Annotated in this window: 14 protein-coding genes; all 14 read left to right on the top strand. The window is 42.9% G+C overall.

Annotated elements, in window-relative coordinates; all coding sequences use genetic code 11:
• Positions 1 to 113 precede the first annotated feature (113 nt).
• Positions 114 to 1853 carry an adenine deaminase C-terminal domain-containing protein gene (locus tag AAEM60_RS01790; RefSeq protein ID WP_341357274.1) on the top strand — a complete coding sequence of 580 codons (1740 nt, stop codon included), beginning with the start codon at positions 114 to 116 and terminating at the stop codon, positions 1851 to 1853.
• Between the two features lie 52 nt (positions 1854 to 1905).
• On the top strand, positions 1906 to 2943 hold the full coding sequence (locus AAEM60_RS01795) for a DUF3048 domain-containing protein (protein WP_299741319.1): 1038 nt from the start codon (positions 1906 to 1908) through the stop codon (positions 2941 to 2943).
• A gap of 21 nt (positions 2944 to 2964) precedes the next feature.
• Complete coding sequence (locus tag AAEM60_RS01800) at positions 2965 to 3264, top strand: YerC/YecD family TrpR-related protein (protein ID WP_034760840.1); 300 nt, start codon at positions 2965 to 2967, stop codon at positions 3262 to 3264.
• Between the two features lie 167 nt (positions 3265 to 3431).
• Entirely contained in the window at positions 3432 to 4118 is a 687-nt protein-coding gene (locus AAEM60_RS01805; protein WP_299741320.1) for a heptaprenylglyceryl phosphate synthase, read from the top strand.
• Positions 4119 to 4202: 84 nt separating this feature from the next.
• Positions 4203 to 6428: a DNA helicase PcrA gene (gene pcrA / locus AAEM60_RS01810; protein WP_299741321.1), complete on the top strand. Its 2226-nt coding sequence runs from the start codon at positions 4203 to 4205 to the stop codon at positions 6426 to 6428.
• A 71-nt stretch (positions 6429 to 6499) separates the two neighbouring features.
• Positions 6500 to 8506: an NAD-dependent DNA ligase LigA gene (gene ligA / locus AAEM60_RS01815; protein ID WP_299741322.1), complete on the top strand. Its 2007-nt coding sequence runs from the start codon at positions 6500 to 6502 to the stop codon at positions 8504 to 8506.
• 15 nt (positions 8507 to 8521) lie between these two features.
• Complete coding sequence (locus AAEM60_RS01820) at positions 8522 to 9673, top strand: CamS family sex pheromone protein (RefSeq protein ID WP_341357275.1); 1152 nt, start codon at positions 8522 to 8524, stop codon at positions 9671 to 9673.
• Between the two features lie 994 nt (positions 9674 to 10667).
• A complete protein-coding gene (gene putP, locus AAEM60_RS01825; protein WP_299741324.1) occupies positions 10668 to 12176 on the top strand; it encodes a sodium/proline symporter PutP in 1509 nt (502 codons plus the stop codon).
• A 269-nt stretch (positions 12177 to 12445) separates the two neighbouring features.
• Positions 12446 to 14038, top strand: coding sequence for a malate synthase A (gene aceB / locus AAEM60_RS01830; RefSeq protein WP_341357276.1), 1593 nt, complete (start codon positions 12446 to 12448; stop codon positions 14036 to 14038).
• A 205-nt stretch (positions 14039 to 14243) separates the two neighbouring features.
• Complete coding sequence (aceA, locus tag AAEM60_RS01835; protein ID WP_299741326.1) at positions 14244 to 15524, top strand: isocitrate lyase; 1281 nt, start codon at positions 14244 to 14246, stop codon at positions 15522 to 15524.
• Positions 15525 to 15748: 224 nt separating this feature from the next.
• Positions 15749 to 16783, top strand: a complete 1035-nt coding sequence (argC, locus tag AAEM60_RS01840; protein ID WP_299741327.1) for an N-acetyl-gamma-glutamyl-phosphate reductase — start codon at positions 15749 to 15751, stop codon at positions 16781 to 16783.
• Between the two features lie 14 nt (positions 16784 to 16797).
• Positions 16798 to 18027, top strand: coding sequence for a bifunctional ornithine acetyltransferase/N-acetylglutamate synthase (gene argJ / locus AAEM60_RS01845; RefSeq protein WP_299741328.1), 1230 nt, complete (start codon positions 16798 to 16800; stop codon positions 18025 to 18027).
• Complete coding sequence (gene argB / locus AAEM60_RS01850; protein ID WP_299741329.1) at positions 17990 to 18799, top strand: acetylglutamate kinase; 810 nt, start codon at positions 17990 to 17992, stop codon at positions 18797 to 18799. Before argJ ends, argB begins: the two co-directional genes overlap by 38 nt.
• A complete protein-coding gene (locus AAEM60_RS01855; protein ID WP_299741330.1) occupies positions 18796 to 19956 on the top strand; it encodes an acetylornithine transaminase in 1161 nt (386 codons plus the stop codon). Before argB ends, AAEM60_RS01855 begins: the two co-directional genes overlap by 4 nt.
• The last annotated feature ends 37 nt before the right edge of the window (positions 19957 to 19993 follow it).

Below are 19993 nucleotides of genomic sequence, written 5' to 3' on the forward strand. Positions count from 1 at the left end.
CCTTAATAGAAAATTCACATAATTGTTGTAAACCGTTAATGCGTTAAATAGTAAAATATGTTAACATAAAATGAAACTTAAACTAATACCATTCCACTAGAGGAGTGTTCACATTGGAACAGCGCTACAGATGGAAGAACAAACAACTACGAGAACATGTACAAGTACTGAACGGAGAAATATCTCCGAGCCTTCTTTTAAAGAATGCAACGTACCTTCACTCGACTCTAAAGAAATGGGTGCAGGGACACATTTGGGTTTACCGTGATCGAATTGTCTATACAGGCGATCTGCTCCCGGAAAACCTTGAGAATTGCGAAATAGTGGACTGTGACTCACAGTACCTCGTTCCCGGATATATCGAACCGCATGTACATCCGTTTCAGCTTTATAATCCCCAATCTTTTTCCAAGTATGCATCCCAAACTGGTACAACGACATTCGTAAATGATAACCTGATGATGTTTTTACAATTGGAAAAAAAGAAAGCGTTTTCTTTATTGAGGGAATTCAATAAGCTACCTGTCACCATGTATTGGTGGACAAGGTTCGATTCTCAAACGGAGATGGCGAATGAAGAGGTAACCTTTTCAAATGGTGAAGTGAAATCATGGCTGGAACATGATTCCGTACTTCAAGGAGGAGAATTGACTGCTTGGCCGAGACTGCTTCAGGGAGATGACCTGATTCTCCACTGGATGCAGGAAGCGAAAAGAATGGGCAAGATCGTTGAAGGGCATCTGCCGGGGGCATCTGACAAAACCATTGCCAAGCTTGGCTTACTGGGGATTGATGGTGATCATGAAGCCATGACGGGTGAGGATGTATACAAGCGGCTTATTCAAGGGCTGACCGTCACATTGCGTCATTCCTCCATCAGGCCGGATTTGCCGGTCCTATTAGACGGCTTAAAAGAAAAGGGCATCGATTCGTATGATTCCTTATTGTTTACAACGGACGGATCGACACCAGGCTTTTATGAACAAGGTGTATTGGATTTCATGATAAAAATGGCGATTGATAAGGGCGTACCACCAATCGAAGCATATAATATGGCTAGCTACAACGTCTCCAATTACTATCACATCACTCATTTGCATGGGATGATCGCTACAGGCAGAGTGGCGAATATTAACTTCCTTTCGGCAATTGATGACCCGACTCCGATTTCTGTTCTCTCAAAGGGGAATTGGGTACGTAGAGATGGCGAGGAAATGGAGGATTCGACAGAAATAAACTGGGCATCAAACGGATTCAAGCCATTGTCCCTGAACTGGGAAGTGGGATATGATGACCTCCAGTTTTCCATGCCCTTTGGAATTGAAATGGTGAACGATGTCATCACCAAGCCTTACTCCATATCCATCAATCCATCTACTGATGAGCTGGATCTTGATCATGATCAATCGTTCCTCATGCTTCTTGATCGAAAGGGAGAATGGAGAATCAGTACAATGATCAAGGGATTCTCAACGGGTGTCATGGGATTTGCTTCTTCCTATTCGAATACAGGGGACATCATTTTAATTGGAAAAAACAAATCAGATATGATTGCTGCCTTTAAAAGAATGAAGGAAATCGGAGGCGGAATTGTTTTGACGGAGAAGGGGGAAGTCCTTCACGAAATTCCACTTCCATTAAGCGGCATGCTCTCTCATAAAGAGATGCCGGAGCTTATTGAGGAAGAAAAAGCACTTAAAGGTTTGTTAAAAGAAAGGGGCTATCGCTTTTCGGATCCCATTTATACATTGCTATTCCTTCAGTCTACTCATCTGCCTTATATACGGATGACACAAAAGGGAATCTATGATGTAATGAAGAAAACGGTACTCTTTCCAACGATAATGCGTTAAAATAGTAAAGTATAGGGAAAAGGATTTCTATAAAATAGGGGTGTCTAAAAACATGCTGAAAAGAGCTTTGATCATTGCTTTAAGCTCGTTTACACTTGTCGCATGTAGTTCAGATAAAGAGATAAAGAAAGAATCTGATAAAGAAGCTGCAACTCCGGTTGTGAAAGAGGAGACAGGAGTAGAAACGGAAGAGAAAAACCAATCACCTTTAACTGGTGAGGTACAAGAGAGAGAATCCACGGCGCGAGCGATTGCGGTCATGGTGAATAATCACCCAAAGGCCCGTCCACAATCAGGACTTTCAAAAGCAGACATTGTATATGAAGTCTTAGCAGAAGGTGATGTCACTCGGTTCCTGGCTATATATCAAAGCCAAAAGCCTAAAGAAATCGGTCCTGTACGAAGTGCCAGAGATTACTATGTGGAGCTTGCCAAAGGATATGATAGTCTATATGTAGCTCATGGATATAGTCCCGAAGCACAAGAAATGCTGACTAGCGGCTTCATCGACAATTTAAACGGCATGAAATATGATGGAACGCTGTTTAAGCGTGCAAGCTTCCGCAAAGCTCCTCATAATTCCTATATCTCCTTTGAGCATATCAAAGAGGGAGCGGAGCAGAACGGCTTTGATATGAAACGTCCACCGGAAGCATTGAACTTTAGTGACAAAGGGCCTGTAAGCGGAGAAGCATCCCAATCGGTCATGATTTCATATAACGATAATCCGCTGTTTAACGTAGTGTATGATTTCAACGAAGAAGAGGGCAAATACGAACGCTACTCAAATGGTGAACAGACCATCGATTACGATTCCAATGACCCTGTTTTAGTAGAAAATCTCTTTATAGTGGAAGCGTCGCATAAAATAGTCGACGATGCTGGCAGGAGAAACATTGATTTTGATTCCGGCGGGAATGCGTACTTGATTCAAGAAGGAAAACTCCGGGAAGTTCAGTGGAAGAACGTAGAAGGTAGAATTCTACCTTTTGAAAATAATAAACCTATCAGTTTGCGAAAAGGATCTACGTGGATCAATATCATTCCAAGTTCTTCAGGCTTGGCGGGGTCGGTATCATATCAAGAATAGATGGAAAAAGGAGTCTTTTTAATGCAAATAAATAAACTAAGAGGCAAGGAGTTGGATCAGTTATTCAATGCTGTTCTATCTCTACAAGATCTTGAAGAATGTTATCGTTTCTTCGATGACCTTTGCACAATCAATGAAATTCAATCTCTTGCTCAGCGCCTTGAAGTAGCTCGTATGCTGCAGGATGGGAAAACATATCATAAGATTGAAACAGAAACAGGTGCAAGTACTGCAACCATTTCCCGTGTGAAGCGTTGTTTAAACTACGGAAATGATGCCTATCAGCTGGTATTGGATCGTGTACATCAGGAAGAGAAATAATAGAAGAAGGACCGCTGTCGTCATGATGAGCGGTCTTTGTTTTTTTGTGTGATTTCATCGATCTCCCCCTTAGAATCATACAAAGTTTAACAATAGACGAGGTGATGCGGCCCCTTCCTACAAATGATATAATACGTTAGATGGATGTAAGAATGGAGGAACAAAGCATGTATGATGTCCAAAAATGGAGCCATGTATTTAAACTAGATCCGAATAAGACAATCGATGATGGAGATTTAGAAGCTGTATGTGAATCAGGGACAGACGCCATTATTGTAGGGGGAACGGACGGTGTAACCCTTGAAAAGGTTCTTGATTTGATGGCACGGGTGAGACGATATACTGTTCCTTGTATTCTGGAGGTATCAAATTTGGAGTCGATTACTCCGGGCTTTGATTTATATTTCATTCCGATGGTGATGAACAGCAGGGATATGAACTGGGTGACAGGATTGCATCACCGTGCTGTAAAGGAATATGGGGAGATCATGAATTGGGATGAAATCCTTGTAGAAGGATATTGTATATTAAACAAAGACTGTAAGGCGGCACAGGTTACGGAGGCCGATACAGATATTTCAAGTGAAGACGCGGCTGCATATGCCATGATGGCAGAAAGAATGTTCAATCTGCCGATCTTTTACCTGGAGTACAGTGGTACATATGGGGATGTTGAAACGGTGAAAGAGGTAAGAGATTCACTGGAAAACACAACATTATTCTACGGTGGTGGCATCAAAACCGTCGAGCAGGCGAATGAAATGGCTGCAGTATCAGATGTTGTCGTAGTAGGAAATGCTGTCTATGACAATTTGAAAGAAGCGTTAAAAACAGTAAAAGCAGTAAAAGGGTAAGGATTGAACTGGAGATCCGTCCCTAAATAGGATATAATGGAAACATAAATATAGAACGTACGTTCGTTATGGTGGTGTGAGAGTATGCAATTTTTGACTGATCGATTGTTGAATGGAATGAATCCCGAGCAGGCGGAAGCTGTGAAGGCGACAGAAGGGCCGTTACTGATCATGGCAGGGGCAGGCTCCGGGAAGACGAGAGTATTGACGCATCGAATTGCGTATTTAATGGTGGAAAAAGGGGTCAATCCTTATAATATTTTAGCGATTACCTTTACAAATAAAGCAGCGAGAGAAATGAAGGATCGTATTCATAACATACTGGGCGGGGCTTCTGAGAACATTTGGATCTCAACCTTCCACAGCATGTGTGTGCGAATCCTGCGACGGGATATTGATCGCATCGGGATGAACCGTAATTTTACGATCCTTGATTCTACCGATCAGCAGTCGGTTATCAAAGCGATTTTAAAAGAAAAAAATATAGACCCGAAAAAATTTGATCCCCGTTCGCTTTTGGGATCCATCAGCTCTGCAAAAAATGAGCTGACGACTCCTGAAGAATTGTCCAAGCAAGTAGGGGGTTATTACGATCAAGTGGTATCTGATGTGTATACAGAATATCAGAAGCGTTTACGGAAGAATCAGGCCCTCGATTTTGATGATTTGATCATGACGACGATCCAGTTGTTTCAGCGTGTACCGGAAGTATTGGAATTCTATCAAAGAAAGTTCCAATACATCCATGTCGATGAGTATCAAGATACGAACAGGGCTCAATATATGCTCGTTAAACTGCTGGCTTCCCGTTTTCAGAACTTGTGTGTCGTCGGGGATTCCGATCAATCGATATATCGCTGGCGAGGTGCGGACATTGCCAATATCCTTTCCTTTGAAAAGGATTATCCAAGAGCAACCGTTATTTTCCTTGAACAAAATTATCGTTCAACGAAGAGGATCCTGCAGGCAGCAAACGAAGTGATCCAGAAGAACTCGAATCGTAAACCGAAGAATCTATGGACGGAAAATCATGACGGTGAAAAGATCTCGTATTTCAGAGCGGATACCGAGCAGACCGAGGCTCAATTTGTTACCGGTAAAATCAAAGAGATGATGGAAAGCGGTAAGAGGAAGTACTCTGATTTCGCCATCCTTTATCGTACAAACGCTCAGTCCCGTGTGATGGAGGAAGTTTTACTCAAATCGAATATCGAGTACTCCATCGTCGGCGGCATCAAGTTCTATGACCGCAAAGAGATCAAGGACATATTGGCTTACCTGAGACTCATCTCGAATCCGGATGATGACATCAGCCTAATACGTGTCATTAATGTTCCGAAGCGGGGCGTAGGGGCAACCTCTGTGGATAAAATTGCCCGTTATGCACAGGATCATGATATTTCCATGTTCAGAGCGTTGGAAGAAGCGGACTTTATCGGGCTCAGTCCGAAAATAACGAAAGCTGTCATTGAATTCAAGGAAATGGTGAAAGGCTATACGGCCATGCAGGAATATCTGTCCGTAACCGAGCTTGTAGAAGAAATACTGGAGAAATCCGGCTACATCGAGATGTTAAAAGCAGAAAAGTCGATCGAGTCTCAAAGTCGCTTGGAGAACTTGGACGAGTTCCTGTCTGTGACGAAAAGCTTTGAGCAATCCAACGATGACAAGAGTCTGGTTGCATTTTTAACGGACCTGGCATTAGTGGCGGATATCGATAAGCTTGATGAAGACGATCAGCCAAAAGACTCGGTTATTTTGATGACCCTTCATGCTGCAAAAGGTCTTGAGTTCCCTGTCGTATTCTTAATGGGGATGGAGGAAGGGGTTTTCCCTCACAGCCGTTCCCTGATGGAAGAAGATGAGATGGAAGAAGAGCGCAGACTGGCTTATGTAGGAATTACCCGTGCTGAGGAACAGCTCTATTTAACAAATGCACAAATGAGAACTCTCTTCGGGCAAACGAAGATGAACCCTGTGTCCCGGTTCATTCAGGAGATCCCAGCTGAACTGTTGGATGATGTGATGGCAGAAAAGAAGAGTGCCTTCACACCTTTCGGGAAATCAGCAGCGAAAGCACCAGCGCGTCCTGCCCCGCGTAAGCCCGTTTCACGACCGGTTCAAACGACAACCGGTGGAGAATCTGTTGCATGGCAAGTAGGGGACAAAGCACAGCATAAGAAATGGGGGACAGGGACGGTCGTCAGTGTGAAAGGCTCTGGAGACAGTGTAGAGCTTGACATTGCGTTCCCGAGCCCAATGGGAATCAAGCGTCTTCTTGCCAAATTTGCTCCTATTGAAAAAGCGTAGCTTGTCGAGAGGGAATTCCCTCTCGGCTATCTTTAAATATCTGAACACTTTAGCAAGAAAGGGTTGTGGAAATGGATCGACAATCAGCCGAAAACCGTTTAAATGAATTACATGAACTGTTAAATCAATACAATTATGAGTACCATGTGCTCGACAAACCTTCTGTGCCAGATTCTGAATATGATCAACTACTGAGGGAACTTATCGAACTCGAAGATCAATTCCCTGATCTGAAAACATCCGATTCACCTTCTCAACGCGTTGGAGGAGCGATACTGGATGCCTTTGAAAAAGTGGAACACCGTACGCCCATGCTCAGCTTAGGGAATGCCTTCAATGAAGAGGATCTTCGTGACTTTGATCGTCGTGTCCGTCAAGCAGTCGGGGAGGACTTCTCCTATGTTTGTGAGCTCAAGATCGATGGGTTGGCAGTGTCCCTTCGTTACGAGGATGGTGTGTTTATCCAAGGAGCAACAAGGGGAGATGGCTCAATAGGTGAAGATATTACATCGAATCTGAAGACAATCCGTTCCATTCCATTGAAGATTTCTGAAAAGATTTCCTTTGAAGTTCGCGGTGAAGCATTTATGCCAAAAAGATCCTTCGAGGCGTTAAATAAAATCAAAGACGAAAAAGGAGAAGAGCCTTTTGCCAACCCCCGCAATGCAGCGGCAGGTTCACTTCGTCAATTGGACCCTAAAATTGCAGCTTCACGAAATCTCGATATCTTCTTATATGCGTTAGCGGATATTGGGGATACGGGAATTCATTCGCATAGTGAAGGATTAGATAAATTAGAAGGTTTGGGATTTAAAACAAATCCTGAACGAAAACAATGTGCCACGATTGAAGAAGTGATTGAATTTGTTGGAAAGTGGACCGATCAACGTCCTAATCTTTCCTATGATATTGACGGGATTGTGATTAAGGTCAATTCCTTAGAGCATCAGAAGCAGCTCGGAACGACAGCAAAAAGTCCACGATGGGCGATTGCCTTCAAGTTCCCTGCTGAAGAAGTGGTAACCGTGTTAAAAGAGATTGAATTAAGCGTAGGCCGTACCGGGGTGGTGACACCTACAGCGATTTTGGAACCGGTCCGTGTTGCGGGTACAACGGTTCAACGTGCGTCTCTTCATAATGAAGATCTTATTCGAGAAAAAGATATCAAAATCGGTGATCATGTCGTGATTAAAAAAGCCGGGGATATCATCCCTGAAGTGGTCAACGTATTAGAAGAAAAGAGAACTGGTGATGAACAGGAATTCCATATGCCTACTCATTGTCCTGAATGCGAAAGTGAGCTGGTCAGACTGGAAGGGGAAGTCGCCCTTCGCTGCATCAATCCCAAATGTCCTGCTCAGATTCGGGAAGGTCTGATTCACTTTGTGTCCCGAAACGCCATGAACATCGATGGTCTTGGAGAAAAAGTGATCAGCCAGTTATTCAGGGAGAAATTGATTGAAGATGTGGCAGATCTATACCGTTTAGAGCGGGAGCAGCTTCTTCAACTGGAGCGCATGGGTGAAAAATCCGCAGATAACCTATTGGATGCCATTCAAGCATCAAAAGCCAATTCCCTGGAAAAATTGCTCTTTGGACTTGGAATCCGTCATGTTGGAGCAAAAGCGGCGAAAACATTGGCTCAAGAGTTCGGATCAATGGATAAGTTAATGACCTTGGGCAAAGAAGAGCTGACCAATGTAAACGAAATCGGTGATAAAATGGCAGATGCCATTGTGGCCTACTTTGAAAATGATGAAGCGAAAGAACTGATCCAGGAATTGAAGGATGCCGGTGTCAATCTTGAATACAAAGGACCAAAGCCGGTAGCTGCAAGTGAAGTCGACTCTTATTTTGCAGGAAAAACCATTGTGTTAACCGGAAAGATTGAACGATTAAGCAGAAATGAAGCAAAAGAAAAGATCGAAATGCTCGGTGGAAAAGTCACTGGCAGTGTCAGTAAGAAAACCGATCTTGTCATCGCAGGGGAAGAAGCAGGATCAAAGCTTACGAAAGCCAATGAACTGAACATTGAAGTATGGGATGAGGACAAGCTGATGGAAGAACTTAACCGATAAGAGGTGTAACGAGTAATGAAAAAAGGGATCTCGGTCGCTCTCTCCGCACTATTGTTATTAGGAGGCTGTGCTCCGACATTTGAAAAGCAGGATCAGGTCGTTCAGGAAAATCAAGATAGCGAAGCAAAAAAAGCGATCATTCCAAGCTTCCAGATATCCAAGGAATACTACAAGACGATGCTTCCATATGAAACGAGTAAAACCCGTGGAGTGGTCGTTAATGATTTAGGATCAAGATACGATATCAATGAAATCGAAACGGGCTTATTGAGGGTAGCCCAAAATCGTTTCTCAACGGATGAATACTTTTTCAAAGAAGGCCAATTCCTCACGAAGAAAACAGTTGATAGCTGGCTTCAACGAAAATATACAAGTGAACAGTTGAAAGAAAAGGGAATTCAAGAGTCTGAGAATGTAGGGCTTAACCCTGTCCAGGCAAACGGTGAGAGCGCACCCATCTACTTAGCACATGTGATTGAACATAATTACTTGATGAAAAAAGAAGACAACAAGGTCCACCTGGGTGGAGTGGCAATCGCTCTTTCGTTGAATTCTGTTCAGTACGAAACCAATCTCTCATCTGGAACAAGGACAGTAAAGAACATTAGCAATGATGTCTTAAAGGAACAAGGAGCGAGAATTGCCGACGAAGTCCTCAATCGTCTTCGTCAGAAAAAAGAACTTCAAAACGTTCCGATCATGATCTCACTTTATAAACAGGCTCCGAAAGAACAGGTCGTACCGGGTCATTTCTTTGCCTACACAACCGTTGAAGCGAACGAAAGCAGTATCCAAAACTGGGAAGGAATCAATGAAGAATTTTACTTATTCCCTTCACCGGAAGCACAAGAAAATCATCCAAACGATTACAAAGTATTTAACGAGCTGAAAACGGATATCGAAAAATACTTTCCTGTTTACACGGGTCTGACGGGACAAGCACTTTACCAGAACCAAAAGCTGTCCAATATGAAATTCGAGGTTGCCCTGTCCTTCCAAGGAAAAGCTGAAACCATCGGATTTTCCCAGCATCTTTCCAGCATGATCAGCAAGCAGACGCCAGATACCTGGGATGTGGAACTCCTCGTGTCATCGTCCTATGGACCGGAAGCTCTGATCGTGAAGAAGCCTGGAAGTAAAGAAACGTATTTGCACATTTATGAATAAAAGAGGAAAAGGACTAATCTTATAGGTTAGTTCTTTTTTTTGTTGAGGGATAGAACTGTAGAAGTGTCACAGAAATTAGGCGGATCCTTTCGATAAATAAAAATAAGGTTGGTATATTGAAAATACGGCCGATAAATCATTTTAAAGGTTGATGAGATTGAGTAAGGGTTGATAAATCTCAACAAGGGTCGATAAACCTGATCCTACCATTGTCATGTACTTCACGATATTTACAAAAAACGAAACCAAATGTGACGGATATACGTAATACATATATAGATTGAAGACAGGAAAGGGGAAAAGGCTGATGGAAATAATCGCATTTGTTTTAGCCGGAGGGGCTTTCTCGATTGTCATGATCCTTCTTGAACAAAACAAGAAATTAGAAAAGAGAGTGAAGAAATTGGAGGACAAAATGTAATCGGTAAAAAGCTTGGGGAATCTCAGGCTTTTTTGTTTGGCTTTTACATAGAAATGACCTATCTGCATCAGCGACAATTAACCAGTTTCAAAAAGCCATCCAGGAAATTTCCTATTCCCCACCGTCTCACCATGTATATGGATGTATCATTTGTTGCAAAATAAAGATGCTAACGTTAGTGAAAAACTGTAATCGTAACAGAATGGTGAACAAAAAGTAACTTAATTTTATAAATTTTTATGAATAGATATAGCTAAAAAAGCGCTTTCATAAAAATATATGCATTTTACTTGAATAATTATTCATACGAATGAATGTATTTAGAAAATTCCGTCTGTTAATGTGGTAAATGTATGTTAGTATTAATAACGTTGTGAACTTGTTACGGAACGTCGCTTCGCAGAAAAAACTTTTTCAAACATTATTGAGTGAATAAGTTTACAACCCGTATGCATGGGGTAAAGAACTGTTGGATTTACAATTCGAGAGGTCTTTTAGCATGGTTCGAAAGTTAGATTAAGCACCTAACGAAAAGCAGTACAAATTTCTTGAAAGGAGAATGCTAACTACACAATGGATATAGCTACTTTAGTCACCTTTATCGTATATTTAGTTGGAATGCTCGCAATCGGTATTATCTCTTACAAATTAACAAGCAATTTATCGGATTACGTTCTTGGAGGACGTAGTTTAGGACCGGGGGTAGCAGCATTAAGTGCTGGTGCTTCAGATATGAGTTCATGGTTATTACTGGGACTGCCTGGCCTTGCTTATGCAATTGGTTTAGGTTCGATCTGGTTAAGTATTGGGTTAGTAATTGGTGCTTATTTAAACTGGAGATTCGTAGCTTCAAGACTACGCGCTTACACGGAGGTTGCAAACGATTCTATTACGGTTCCGGACTTCTTTGAAAATCGTTTTAGAGATGGTTCCCGTCTCCTTCGTGTTATTTCAGCAGTTATTATCTTGGTATTCTTTACCTTCTACACATCTTCAGGTCTTGTAGGCGGAGCGTTATTATTCCAGGAAACGTTCGGAATGTCTTACAATCAATCACTTTGGATTGGTGCTGCAGTAATCATTTCTTACACATTCCTTGGAGGATTCTTAGCAGTAAGCTGGACTGACTTCGTACAAGGTATTCTAATGTTCCTTGCGTTAATCATTACACCAATCGTTGCTATTACAGAGCTGGGTGGATGGAATGCTACAGTTGATGCTGTTCGTTCTGTTGACGCGGCAAATCTTGATACAATGAACACGATGACGGTTATGGGAGTCATTTCACTCCTCGCCTGGGGACTTGGTTACTTCGGTCAGCCGCATATCATCACCCGTTTTATGGCACTTAAATCCACCAAAGATGTACCAAAGGCACGCTGGATTGGTATGAGCTGGATGACATTATCAATGATTGGTGCTGTACTGGTTGGTTTCTCCGGTATCGCCTATTTTGCTGATATGCCATTGATTACAGGTGATGTTGATAATTCTGAGAAAGTATTTATCTTTTTTACAGATGTCTTATTTAACCCATGGGTATCTGGTATTCTGTTAGCAGCGATTCTATCTGCTATCATGAGTACAATCGATTCCCAATTACTTGTTTCTTCCAGTGCGTTAGCAGAGGATTTCTATAAAGCGATCATCCGTAAGAATGCTTCTGACAACGAACTTGTATGGGTGGGTCGTATCGGAGTGCTTCTAATTGCATTTATCGCGATTATGCTTGCTATTCAAGGTAACCCTGCGAATGGCGGCGGTACGAAGATCCTCGATCTGGTAAGTTACGCTTGGGGTGGATTTGGTGCCGCGTTCGGACCAATCGTCCTGTTGTCTCTATACTGGAAAGGTATGACACGAAACGGGGCATTGGCAGGTATGATCACTGGTGCTGTAACAGTCGTCGTTTGGAAACAGCTGACTGCAGCTGGAGTTATTCCATTCGAACTGTATGAAATTGTTCCAGGATTCTTCCTTGCTATTCTGGCAATCGTGATCTTCAGTAAGGTTGGACCACAGCCAAGTGCTGAAATCCAAGCTGAATTCGATGAAGCAGTTGCCAAAGACATCGTTAAATAATTAGAGTATCGATAAGAGGTCCGTCCTTCGTCACTAAAGAGTGGCTGAGGGACGGACCTCTTTTTTGTTGGCTAGTCTTGATATTTATGTTTCAGGGGAGAATTTGTGATACATGTCCTCCTTTGTAGGTGTTGCGAAATTTGTCGAAAGAAAATTACCAAAAAGTTGTTCCAAAACCAAATATACTGTTATATAATACAAACATGTTAAATAATCTGTATTATAACAATGAAGACTTGTTTAATACTGCTAAGGAGTGATGGTGTTCAATGTCTACAAAAATGGTTGGTATCAAGGTAACTGGGGAGCTTCAGCCAGGCTTTGATAAAATTTTATCTAAACAAGCATTGCAGTTTTTGGAACAACTGGAGCGCCGATTCGGAGCAAAACGGAGAGAACTGTTACACAACAGAGAGAAACAGCAGGAACGAATCAATGGAGGAGAGCTTCCTCACTTTTTGTCTGAAACAGAATCGATTCGACAAAGTGAATGGAAAGTAAGTCCGATTCCTCAAGCTTTACAAGATCGAAGGGTAGAGATCACTGGACCGGTTGATCGGAAAATGGTCATCAACGCATTGAACTCAGGCGCAAAATGTTTTATGGCATGTTTTGAAGATGCCACTTCACCTACATGGACGAACCTCATAGAAGGACAAATCAACCTCAAAGATGCAGTACATCAAACAATAGACTTCACGAATCCAAATGGTAAGCGTTATGAATTAAACAAAGAACATGCTGTATTAATTGTTCGACCCAGAGGATTACATCTGGAAGAGAAACATATCGAACTGGATGGGAAATCAATATCGGCAAGCCTTGTCGACTTTGGATTATTCTTTTTTCATAATGCGACTCATTTAACCTCAACGAACAAAGGCCCTTATTTTTACTTACCTAAATTAGAAAGTCACCTGGAAGCGCGCTTCTGGAATGACGTGTTTATATTTGCCCAGGAATATATCGGGATTCCTCAAGGAACGATTAAAGCAACTGTACTGATTGAAACCATCACGGCCGCGTTTGAAATGGATGAAATCCTTTATGAACTAAAGGAGCATTCAGCGGGTTTGAACTGTGGAAGATGGGATTATATTTTCAGTTATATTAAAAAACTTCGGGACCAAGAGGATGTTATCTTACCGGACCGTTCAACGGTCACAATGACAGCTCCTTTTATGAGATCGTATTCTTTGCTCACGATTAAAACTTGTCACAGAAGAGGAGCTCCTGCAATCGGAGGGATGGCGGCACAAATTCCTGTAAAGAACGATCCTGTGAAAAACGAAGAGGCGTTTAACAAGGTGAGAGCAGATAAAGAAAGAGAAGCGCAGGATGGTCATGATGGCACCTGGGTAGCTCATCCTGGGCTTGTGCCGGTTGCCATGGACGTTTTCAATCAGGAAATGAAAAATGATAATCAAATTGCAGAGAAAACTTTAGATGATCTCGAAGTGTCAGAGCAGGATCTTCTTGAAGTTCCTCAAGGGGAGATAACAGAAGAAGGTGTCCGCTTAAATATAAACGTCGGAATTCAATATATCTCTTCTTGGCTGAGCGGCCAAGGTGCAGCACCGATCCACAACTTAATGGAAGACGTGGCGACGGCTGAAATTTCCCGGGCTCAGCTATGGCAATGGATCCGCCATCCTAAAGGAGTTCTTGACGACGGCCGAAACATCACCATCGATCTCTACGAACGACTAAAGCAAGAAGAACTAACCAAACTCAAAAGCCAAATGGGAGAACAACTGTACAAAGAGCGCCGGTTCACAGAAGCCGTCCAACTATTCGACCAACTCATCCAGAACGACCAATTCACAGACTTCCTCACCATCCCGGGCTACCGTATCCTTTAAAGGGACGGACCTGCAAAAAGCATCATCAAAGCTAAAAAGGTTGAATACACAAGCCTAATTACTTTAATAAATTACCGCTGCAGTGAATGGAGGGACGGACCTCTCAAACTAACTGCACACCGGTTAAATAGAATTCAACAAAGAACTTCGCTTAATTCTTATAGAAATACAAAACCAATAAGCAAACAAAAGGGAGAGATTATCAATGGTAAAAGCAAATAACGAACGCGTAAAAGCACTACAAGAAAACTGGGAATTGGATCAAAGATGGAAGGGTGTATCCCGACCGTATTCGGCTGAAGATGTCATTCGTTTAAGAGGATCAATTGATATCGAGCATACTCTTGCTCGACGCGGATCTGAAAAGCTGTGGGATCTGCTTCACAAAGAGGACTATATCAATGCACTTGGTGCCTTGACCGGAAACCAGGCTGTCCAACAAGTCAGAGCCGGCCTGAAAGCGATTTACTTAAGTGGATGGCAGGTAGCGGCCGATGCCAACCTTGCCGGGCAAATGTATCCCGACCAAAGCTTATATCCTGCGAACTCAGTACCATCCGTGGTAAAGAGAATCAATCAAGCCCTGCAGCGTGCAGACCAGGTTCATTATGTAGAAGGGGATGAATCGATTGATTGGTTTGTGCCGATTGTAGCCGATGCAGAAGCGGGCTTCGGAGGACAGCTTAATGTATTCGAACTCATGAAGGGTATGATCGAATCAGGGGCTTCAGCCGTCCACTTTGAAGATCAGCTTTCTTCTGAAAAGAAATGCGGACACTTGGGAGGCAAAGTATTACTGCCGACACAAACGTCCGTGAAGAATTTAATTTCAGCACGTCTGGCAGCTGATGTAATGGGTGTACCAACATTAATCGTAGCCCGTACAGATGCGAATGCCGCAGATTTAATCACGAGTGATGTGGATCCGTACGATGCGCAGTTCATTACAGGGGAACGCACTCCTGAAGGGTTCTTCCGTACAAGAGCGGGACTTGATCAGGCGATTGCAAGAGGCTTGGCTTATGCTCCTTATGCAGATCTTGTGTGGTGTGAAACATCAGAACCGAGCCTTGAAGAAGCTCGCCAATTTGCTGAGGCGATTCACGCTGAGCATCCAGGGAAATTATTGGCGTATAACTGCTCACCATCCTTTAACTGGAAAAAGAAACTGGACGATGAAACGATCGCTAAGTTCCAAAAGGAGCTTGGGAAAATGGGCTATAAGTTCCAGTTCGTAACGCTTGCAGGATTCCATGCACTGAACCATAGCATGTTCGAGCTTGCGAGAGGATACAAAGAGCGCGGAATGGCTGCATATTCTCAGCTTCAAGAAGCGGAATTTGCCAGCGAGAAATATGGCTATTCAGCTACGAGACATCAGCGCGAAGTAGGAACAGGCTACTTTGATGAAGTATCGATGGTGATCTCAGGTGGAACATCCTCTACAACAGCCCTTAAAGGTTCAACAGAGGCTGCTCAATTCTAAAGAATTCAATTGCATAAAAATATAAATGAAGGTCCGTCCCTCGGGGGTTGCTATACCCTGAGGGACGGACCTTTCTTTTGGGCGCTTCTCCGGGTAGTACTATCGATGCAAATTTGTGAATAAATTAACTTTATAGAAAATATTTATAAATATACTATTGATTTTATTAATATACATACATATAATTAGAGCTAATTTAAATTTAATCTGCGTGGTGAATAGATATGAATGTTGGTATTGTTGGTAGTACGGGTTACGGTGGAGTGGAGCTTCATCGATTGTTGGTAAATCATCCGAATGTGGATAATTGTATTTTGTATTCATCTTCTTTGGAGGGGGCACTATATGCAGATCAATATCCACACCTCTTTAACCTGTCACATGAAGTAGTGAATCCTATTAAAATCGAGGAAATGAAGCAGCTTGATTTCGTCTTTTTGGCCGTTCCTTCCGGTGTATCGAAGGAATTATCTCAGAATCTACTCGGTGAAAAGGCGAAAGTGATCGATCTTTCAGGGGACTTGCGTTTGAAGAATCCTCAAGAATACGAAGAGTGGTACAAAGGAGAATCAGCATCTTCAGATGTTTTACAGAAAGCGGTGTATGGTCTCACAGAATGCAATCGACAATCCATTCAAGAGGCGGAACTGATCGCGAACCCAGGCTGCTTTCCGACAGCCACCCTTCTAGGATTGGCGCCGCTTTTTCACCATGAGCTTGTTGAGCCCCACTCCATCATTATCGATGCCAAAACGGGATTATCGGGAGCAGGGAGAAAAGCGACTCAATCCAGTCATTTTTCAGAGACTCAAGAAAATCTACGAATCTATAAGGTTCATCAACACCAGCACACTCCTGAAATTGAACAACAATTGAAGGAGTGGCACAGCGAAGCGGGACCCATTACCTTTACGACACACCTTATTCCCATGACCCGTGGGATTATGGCTACGATGTACACGGAATTAAAAAGCACATACACCACTGAGCAGTTACACAACATTTACCAAGCCTATTACGAGATTCACCCATTCATCAGGATTCGTCCTAAGGGCCAGTTCCCAAGTACAAAAGAAGTATTCGGCACGAATTTCTGCGATATTGCGATAAAAGTAGATTCACGGACGAATCGCGTGACGATTGTGTCTGTGATCGATAACTTACTTAAAGGAGCTGCCGGCCAGGCGGTTCAAAATATGAATGTAATGCTGGGGTTAGACGAAACGACAGGACTTCATCACTATCCAATTTATCCATAAGAGGGGGAGAATCAATGAAACTAGTAAAAGAAAAGGCTGTTCAGCACATTCCTGGAGGAACGATTCTTTCGCCTTTTGGATACAAGGCAGGGGGGATGCATACCGGTCTTCGATACGCAAAGAAAGACTTTGGAGTCATCTACAGTGAGAAACCTGCACGAGTCGGAGCTGTTTATACGCAAAGTCATTTTCAAGCTGCTCCCCTTAAAGTCACACAAGAAAGTATCTTGAAATCACGCACTCTACAAGCAATTGTTGTCAACAGTGCGATCGCAAATGCCTGTACGGGTAAACAAGGATTAAAAGATGCCTATCAAACGAGGGAGTGGGCGGCCAAGCGATTTCAAATTCCGGAAGAGTACGTAGCCGTCGCTTCGACAGGAGTCATTGGTGAGTGGCTTCCTATGGAGAAGATTGAAAAGGGCTGCAACGAAATCGAGGTTGATTCGACGGAACAGAGTGCAGAGTCTTTTCAACAGGCCATCCTAACGACGGATCTTATCGAAAAGACTTCATGCTATGGAGTAAAAATAGATGGGGAAACGGTCACAATCGGAGGATGTGCAAAGGGATCAGGTATGATTCATCCCAATATGGCGACGATGCTTGGCTTCATCACAACGGATGCTTCGATTTCATCCACCGACCTTCAAAAAGCTCTTAAAACAGCAATCGATCAATCTTTTAATCAGATCACTGTAGATGGAGAAACGTCTACGAATGATATGGTCATTGCGATGGCAAACGGGATGGTAGAGCACGACACTTTACATGAAAGCCATCCTGATTGGCATCACTTTCAAGAGGGGTTAATTCACGTATGTCAAGATCTGGCCAAACAAATTGCCCGGGATGGTGAAGGAGCGACCAAACTTGTGGAAGTGAACGTCACAGGAGCTCACTCCCATCAAGACGCAAACATTTTAGCAAAAAAAATCGTCGGTTCCAATTTAGTCAAAACGGCACTCTTTGGCGGTGACCCAAACTGGGGAAGGATTGTTGGTGCCATGGGACACAGTGAGGTGACGATCGAGCCCCATCAATGTGACATTTATATTGGAGAAACACTCGTGTTTTCAAATGGTACTCCTCAGCCATTCAATGAAGAGAGTGTAAGTCAGTATATGCAAGCTGAACATGTTAACATATCCATCGCGTTGCATGGTGGAGAAGGAAAAGGAAAAGCCTGGGGGTGTGATCTTACGTATGATTACGTCAAAATCAATGCAAGTTATCGAACCTAAGCCAGTGATTGCAATCAAACTGGGAGGAAGTGTCCTTTCTAAGCTCTCATCCCTTTTTTATGAAAGTATAAAAGACCTTCAGCAACACTACCATGTAGTACTTGTTCACGGGGGAGGTCCTGAGATCACGGCCATGCTGAATAAACTGGCCATCGAATCCACCTTCATTAATGGCCAGCGAAAAACCACAAAGAAGGTTTTTGGAGTCGTCGAACAGGTGTTAAAGGGCAAAGTGAATAGCGAGTTAACACATCAACTCAATCTGGCAGGGATAAAAGCAATCGGATTAAGCGGGTACGATGCCCATTTGTTAAAGGCCAGCATCATGGATGAAGGGTCACTAGGTTATGTTGGCAAAATTGAAAAGGTTAATCTTACCTTATTAAACAATCTGCTTTCGCTTAACTACGTGCCTGTTATCACTCCCCTTGCCACTACAAACAATGGGGAAAAGCTAAATGTGAATGCAGATCTGGCTGCATCTGCCATAGCAGAAGCCCTGGAGGTAGAGAAGCTGGTCTTTGTCACAGACGTTCCCGGAATTTTAAAAGAAGGGGAAATTGTTTCACGTGTAACAAAGGAAGAGATCCTTCAATATATAGAAACCGGAATCATCCACGGCGGAATGATTCCGAAGGTGCAGGCAGCCCTGTCGGTTCTTGGGTTTAACATTAAAGAAGTCATGATCGTCGGGTGTCAGGACACGATCTTTCAAGATGGCGAAATGCTAGGTACACGTATAACAGACGGAGGAGGAGTCGGGGCGGTATGAGTCACTTATTTCCTACTTATAATCGGTTGGATATTGAATTGGTTTCAGGAAACGGCACGGTTGTTCAAGATCAAAACGGGAAATCCTATTTGGATTTCATTTCAGGTATTGCGGTTTGTAATTTAGGTCACTCTCCTTATGTTGTTAAAGAGGCTCTTGAACAACAATTGGATAAACTTTGGCATGTATCCAACCTGTTTCCGATTACGCTGCAGGAAGATGCAGCTTCACTCCTTGCTTCCGCCAGCGGCTTAGATGCTGTTTTCTTCTGTAATAGTGGAGCTGAAGCGAACGAAGCAGCGATTAAGTTAGCCAAAAAGCATACGGGTAAAACGAAGATCCTGACTTTCAAGCAATCGTTTCATGGCCGGACCTTTGCGACCATGAGTGCAACGGGGCAGGAGAAGATTCATAGCGGATTCGGTCCATTGGTTCCAACCTTTGACTATCTTCCTTATAACGATGAACAGGCTCTTTCGAAAGTGGAAGGAAATGACGTTGCGGCCATCATGGTGGAAGTGATTCAAGGGGAAGGCGGGGTGAATCCTGGTATTCTTTCTTTTTTACAGGCAGTAGAAATGAAGTGCAAGGAGATGGATGCTTTATTCATTGTTGATGAAGTCCAAACAGGGATCGGTCGTACGGGAGTTCCATTTGCTTACCAGCATTATTCCCTGCAACCGGATATCGTCACGACGGCTAAAGGACTGGGAAGTGGTTTTCCAGTAGGTGCGATGATGGGTGAAAAAGATCTTGTTTCCTCCTTTTCGCCAGGAACTCACGGGTCGACATTCGGAGGTAATCCATTAGCGATGGCAGCAGTGAAAGCGACTCTTGAAACGATTTTTGATGAAGTGTTTCTAAAAGAAGTACAAAGTAAATCTGAGTACTTTATGCAAAAGCTGAAGAATCAACTACAAGAATTTCGTTGCGTAAAAGAGGTAAAAGGGATAGGCTTTATGATCGGCATCCAATTCGATATGGAAGTAAAAGAAATCATCGATGAGCTGCGGGAAAATGGATTATTGACGCTGCCGGCAGGTACGCATGTGATCCGTCTATTACCACCTTTAACGGTCAACTATGACGAGCTCGATCAGGCACTTCACATACTGGTCGATACGCTGAAACAGCATCAATCAGCTGGTGTATACTAATCTATTTTTTTTTAGCAGCAAATGTATAAAAATTCTT

This window comes from Rossellomorea sp. y25 (assembly GCF_038049935.1).
GTDB lineage: Bacteria > Bacillota > Bacilli > Bacillales > Bacillaceae_B > Rossellomorea.

Bases quoted from the DNA above. Each gene is read 5' to 3' on its own strand.
- AAEM60_RS01795 (WP_299741319.1), top strand. From the start codon at position 1,906: ATGCTGAAAAGAGCTTTGATCATTGCTTTAAGCTCGTTTACACTTGTC.
- AAEM60_RS01800 (WP_034760840.1), top strand. From the start codon at position 2,965: ATGCAAATAAATAAACTAAGAGGCAAGGAGTTGGATCAGTTATTCAAT.
- AAEM60_RS01805 (WP_299741320.1), top strand. From the start codon at position 3,432: ATGTATGATGTCCAAAAATGGAGCCATGTATTTAAACTAGATCCGAAT.
- pcrA (WP_299741321.1), top strand. From the start codon at position 4,203: ATGCAATTTTTGACTGATCGATTGTTGAATGGAATGAATCCCGAGCAG.
- ligA (WP_299741322.1), top strand. From the start codon at position 6,500: ATGGATCGACAATCAGCCGAAAACCGTTTAAATGAATTACATGAACTG.
- AAEM60_RS01820 (WP_341357275.1), top strand. From the start codon at position 8,522: ATGAAAAAAGGGATCTCGGTCGCTCTCTCCGCACTATTGTTATTAGGA.
- putP (WP_299741324.1), top strand. From the start codon at position 10,668: ATGGATATAGCTACTTTAGTCACCTTTATCGTATATTTAGTTGGAATG.
- aceB (WP_341357276.1), top strand. From the start codon at position 12,446: ATGTCTACAAAAATGGTTGGTATCAAGGTAACTGGGGAGCTTCAGCCA.
- aceA (WP_299741326.1), top strand. From the start codon at position 14,244: ATGGTAAAAGCAAATAACGAACGCGTAAAAGCACTACAAGAAAACTGG.
- argC (WP_299741327.1), top strand. From the start codon at position 15,749: ATGAATGTTGGTATTGTTGGTAGTACGGGTTACGGTGGAGTGGAGCTT.
- argJ (WP_299741328.1), top strand. From the start codon at position 16,798: ATGAAACTAGTAAAAGAAAAGGCTGTTCAGCACATTCCTGGAGGAACG.
- argB (WP_299741329.1), top strand. From the start codon at position 17,990: ATGATTACGTCAAAATCAATGCAAGTTATCGAACCTAAGCCAGTGATT.
- AAEM60_RS01855 (WP_299741330.1), top strand. From the start codon at position 18,796: ATGAGTCACTTATTTCCTACTTATAATCGGTTGGATATTGAATTGGTT.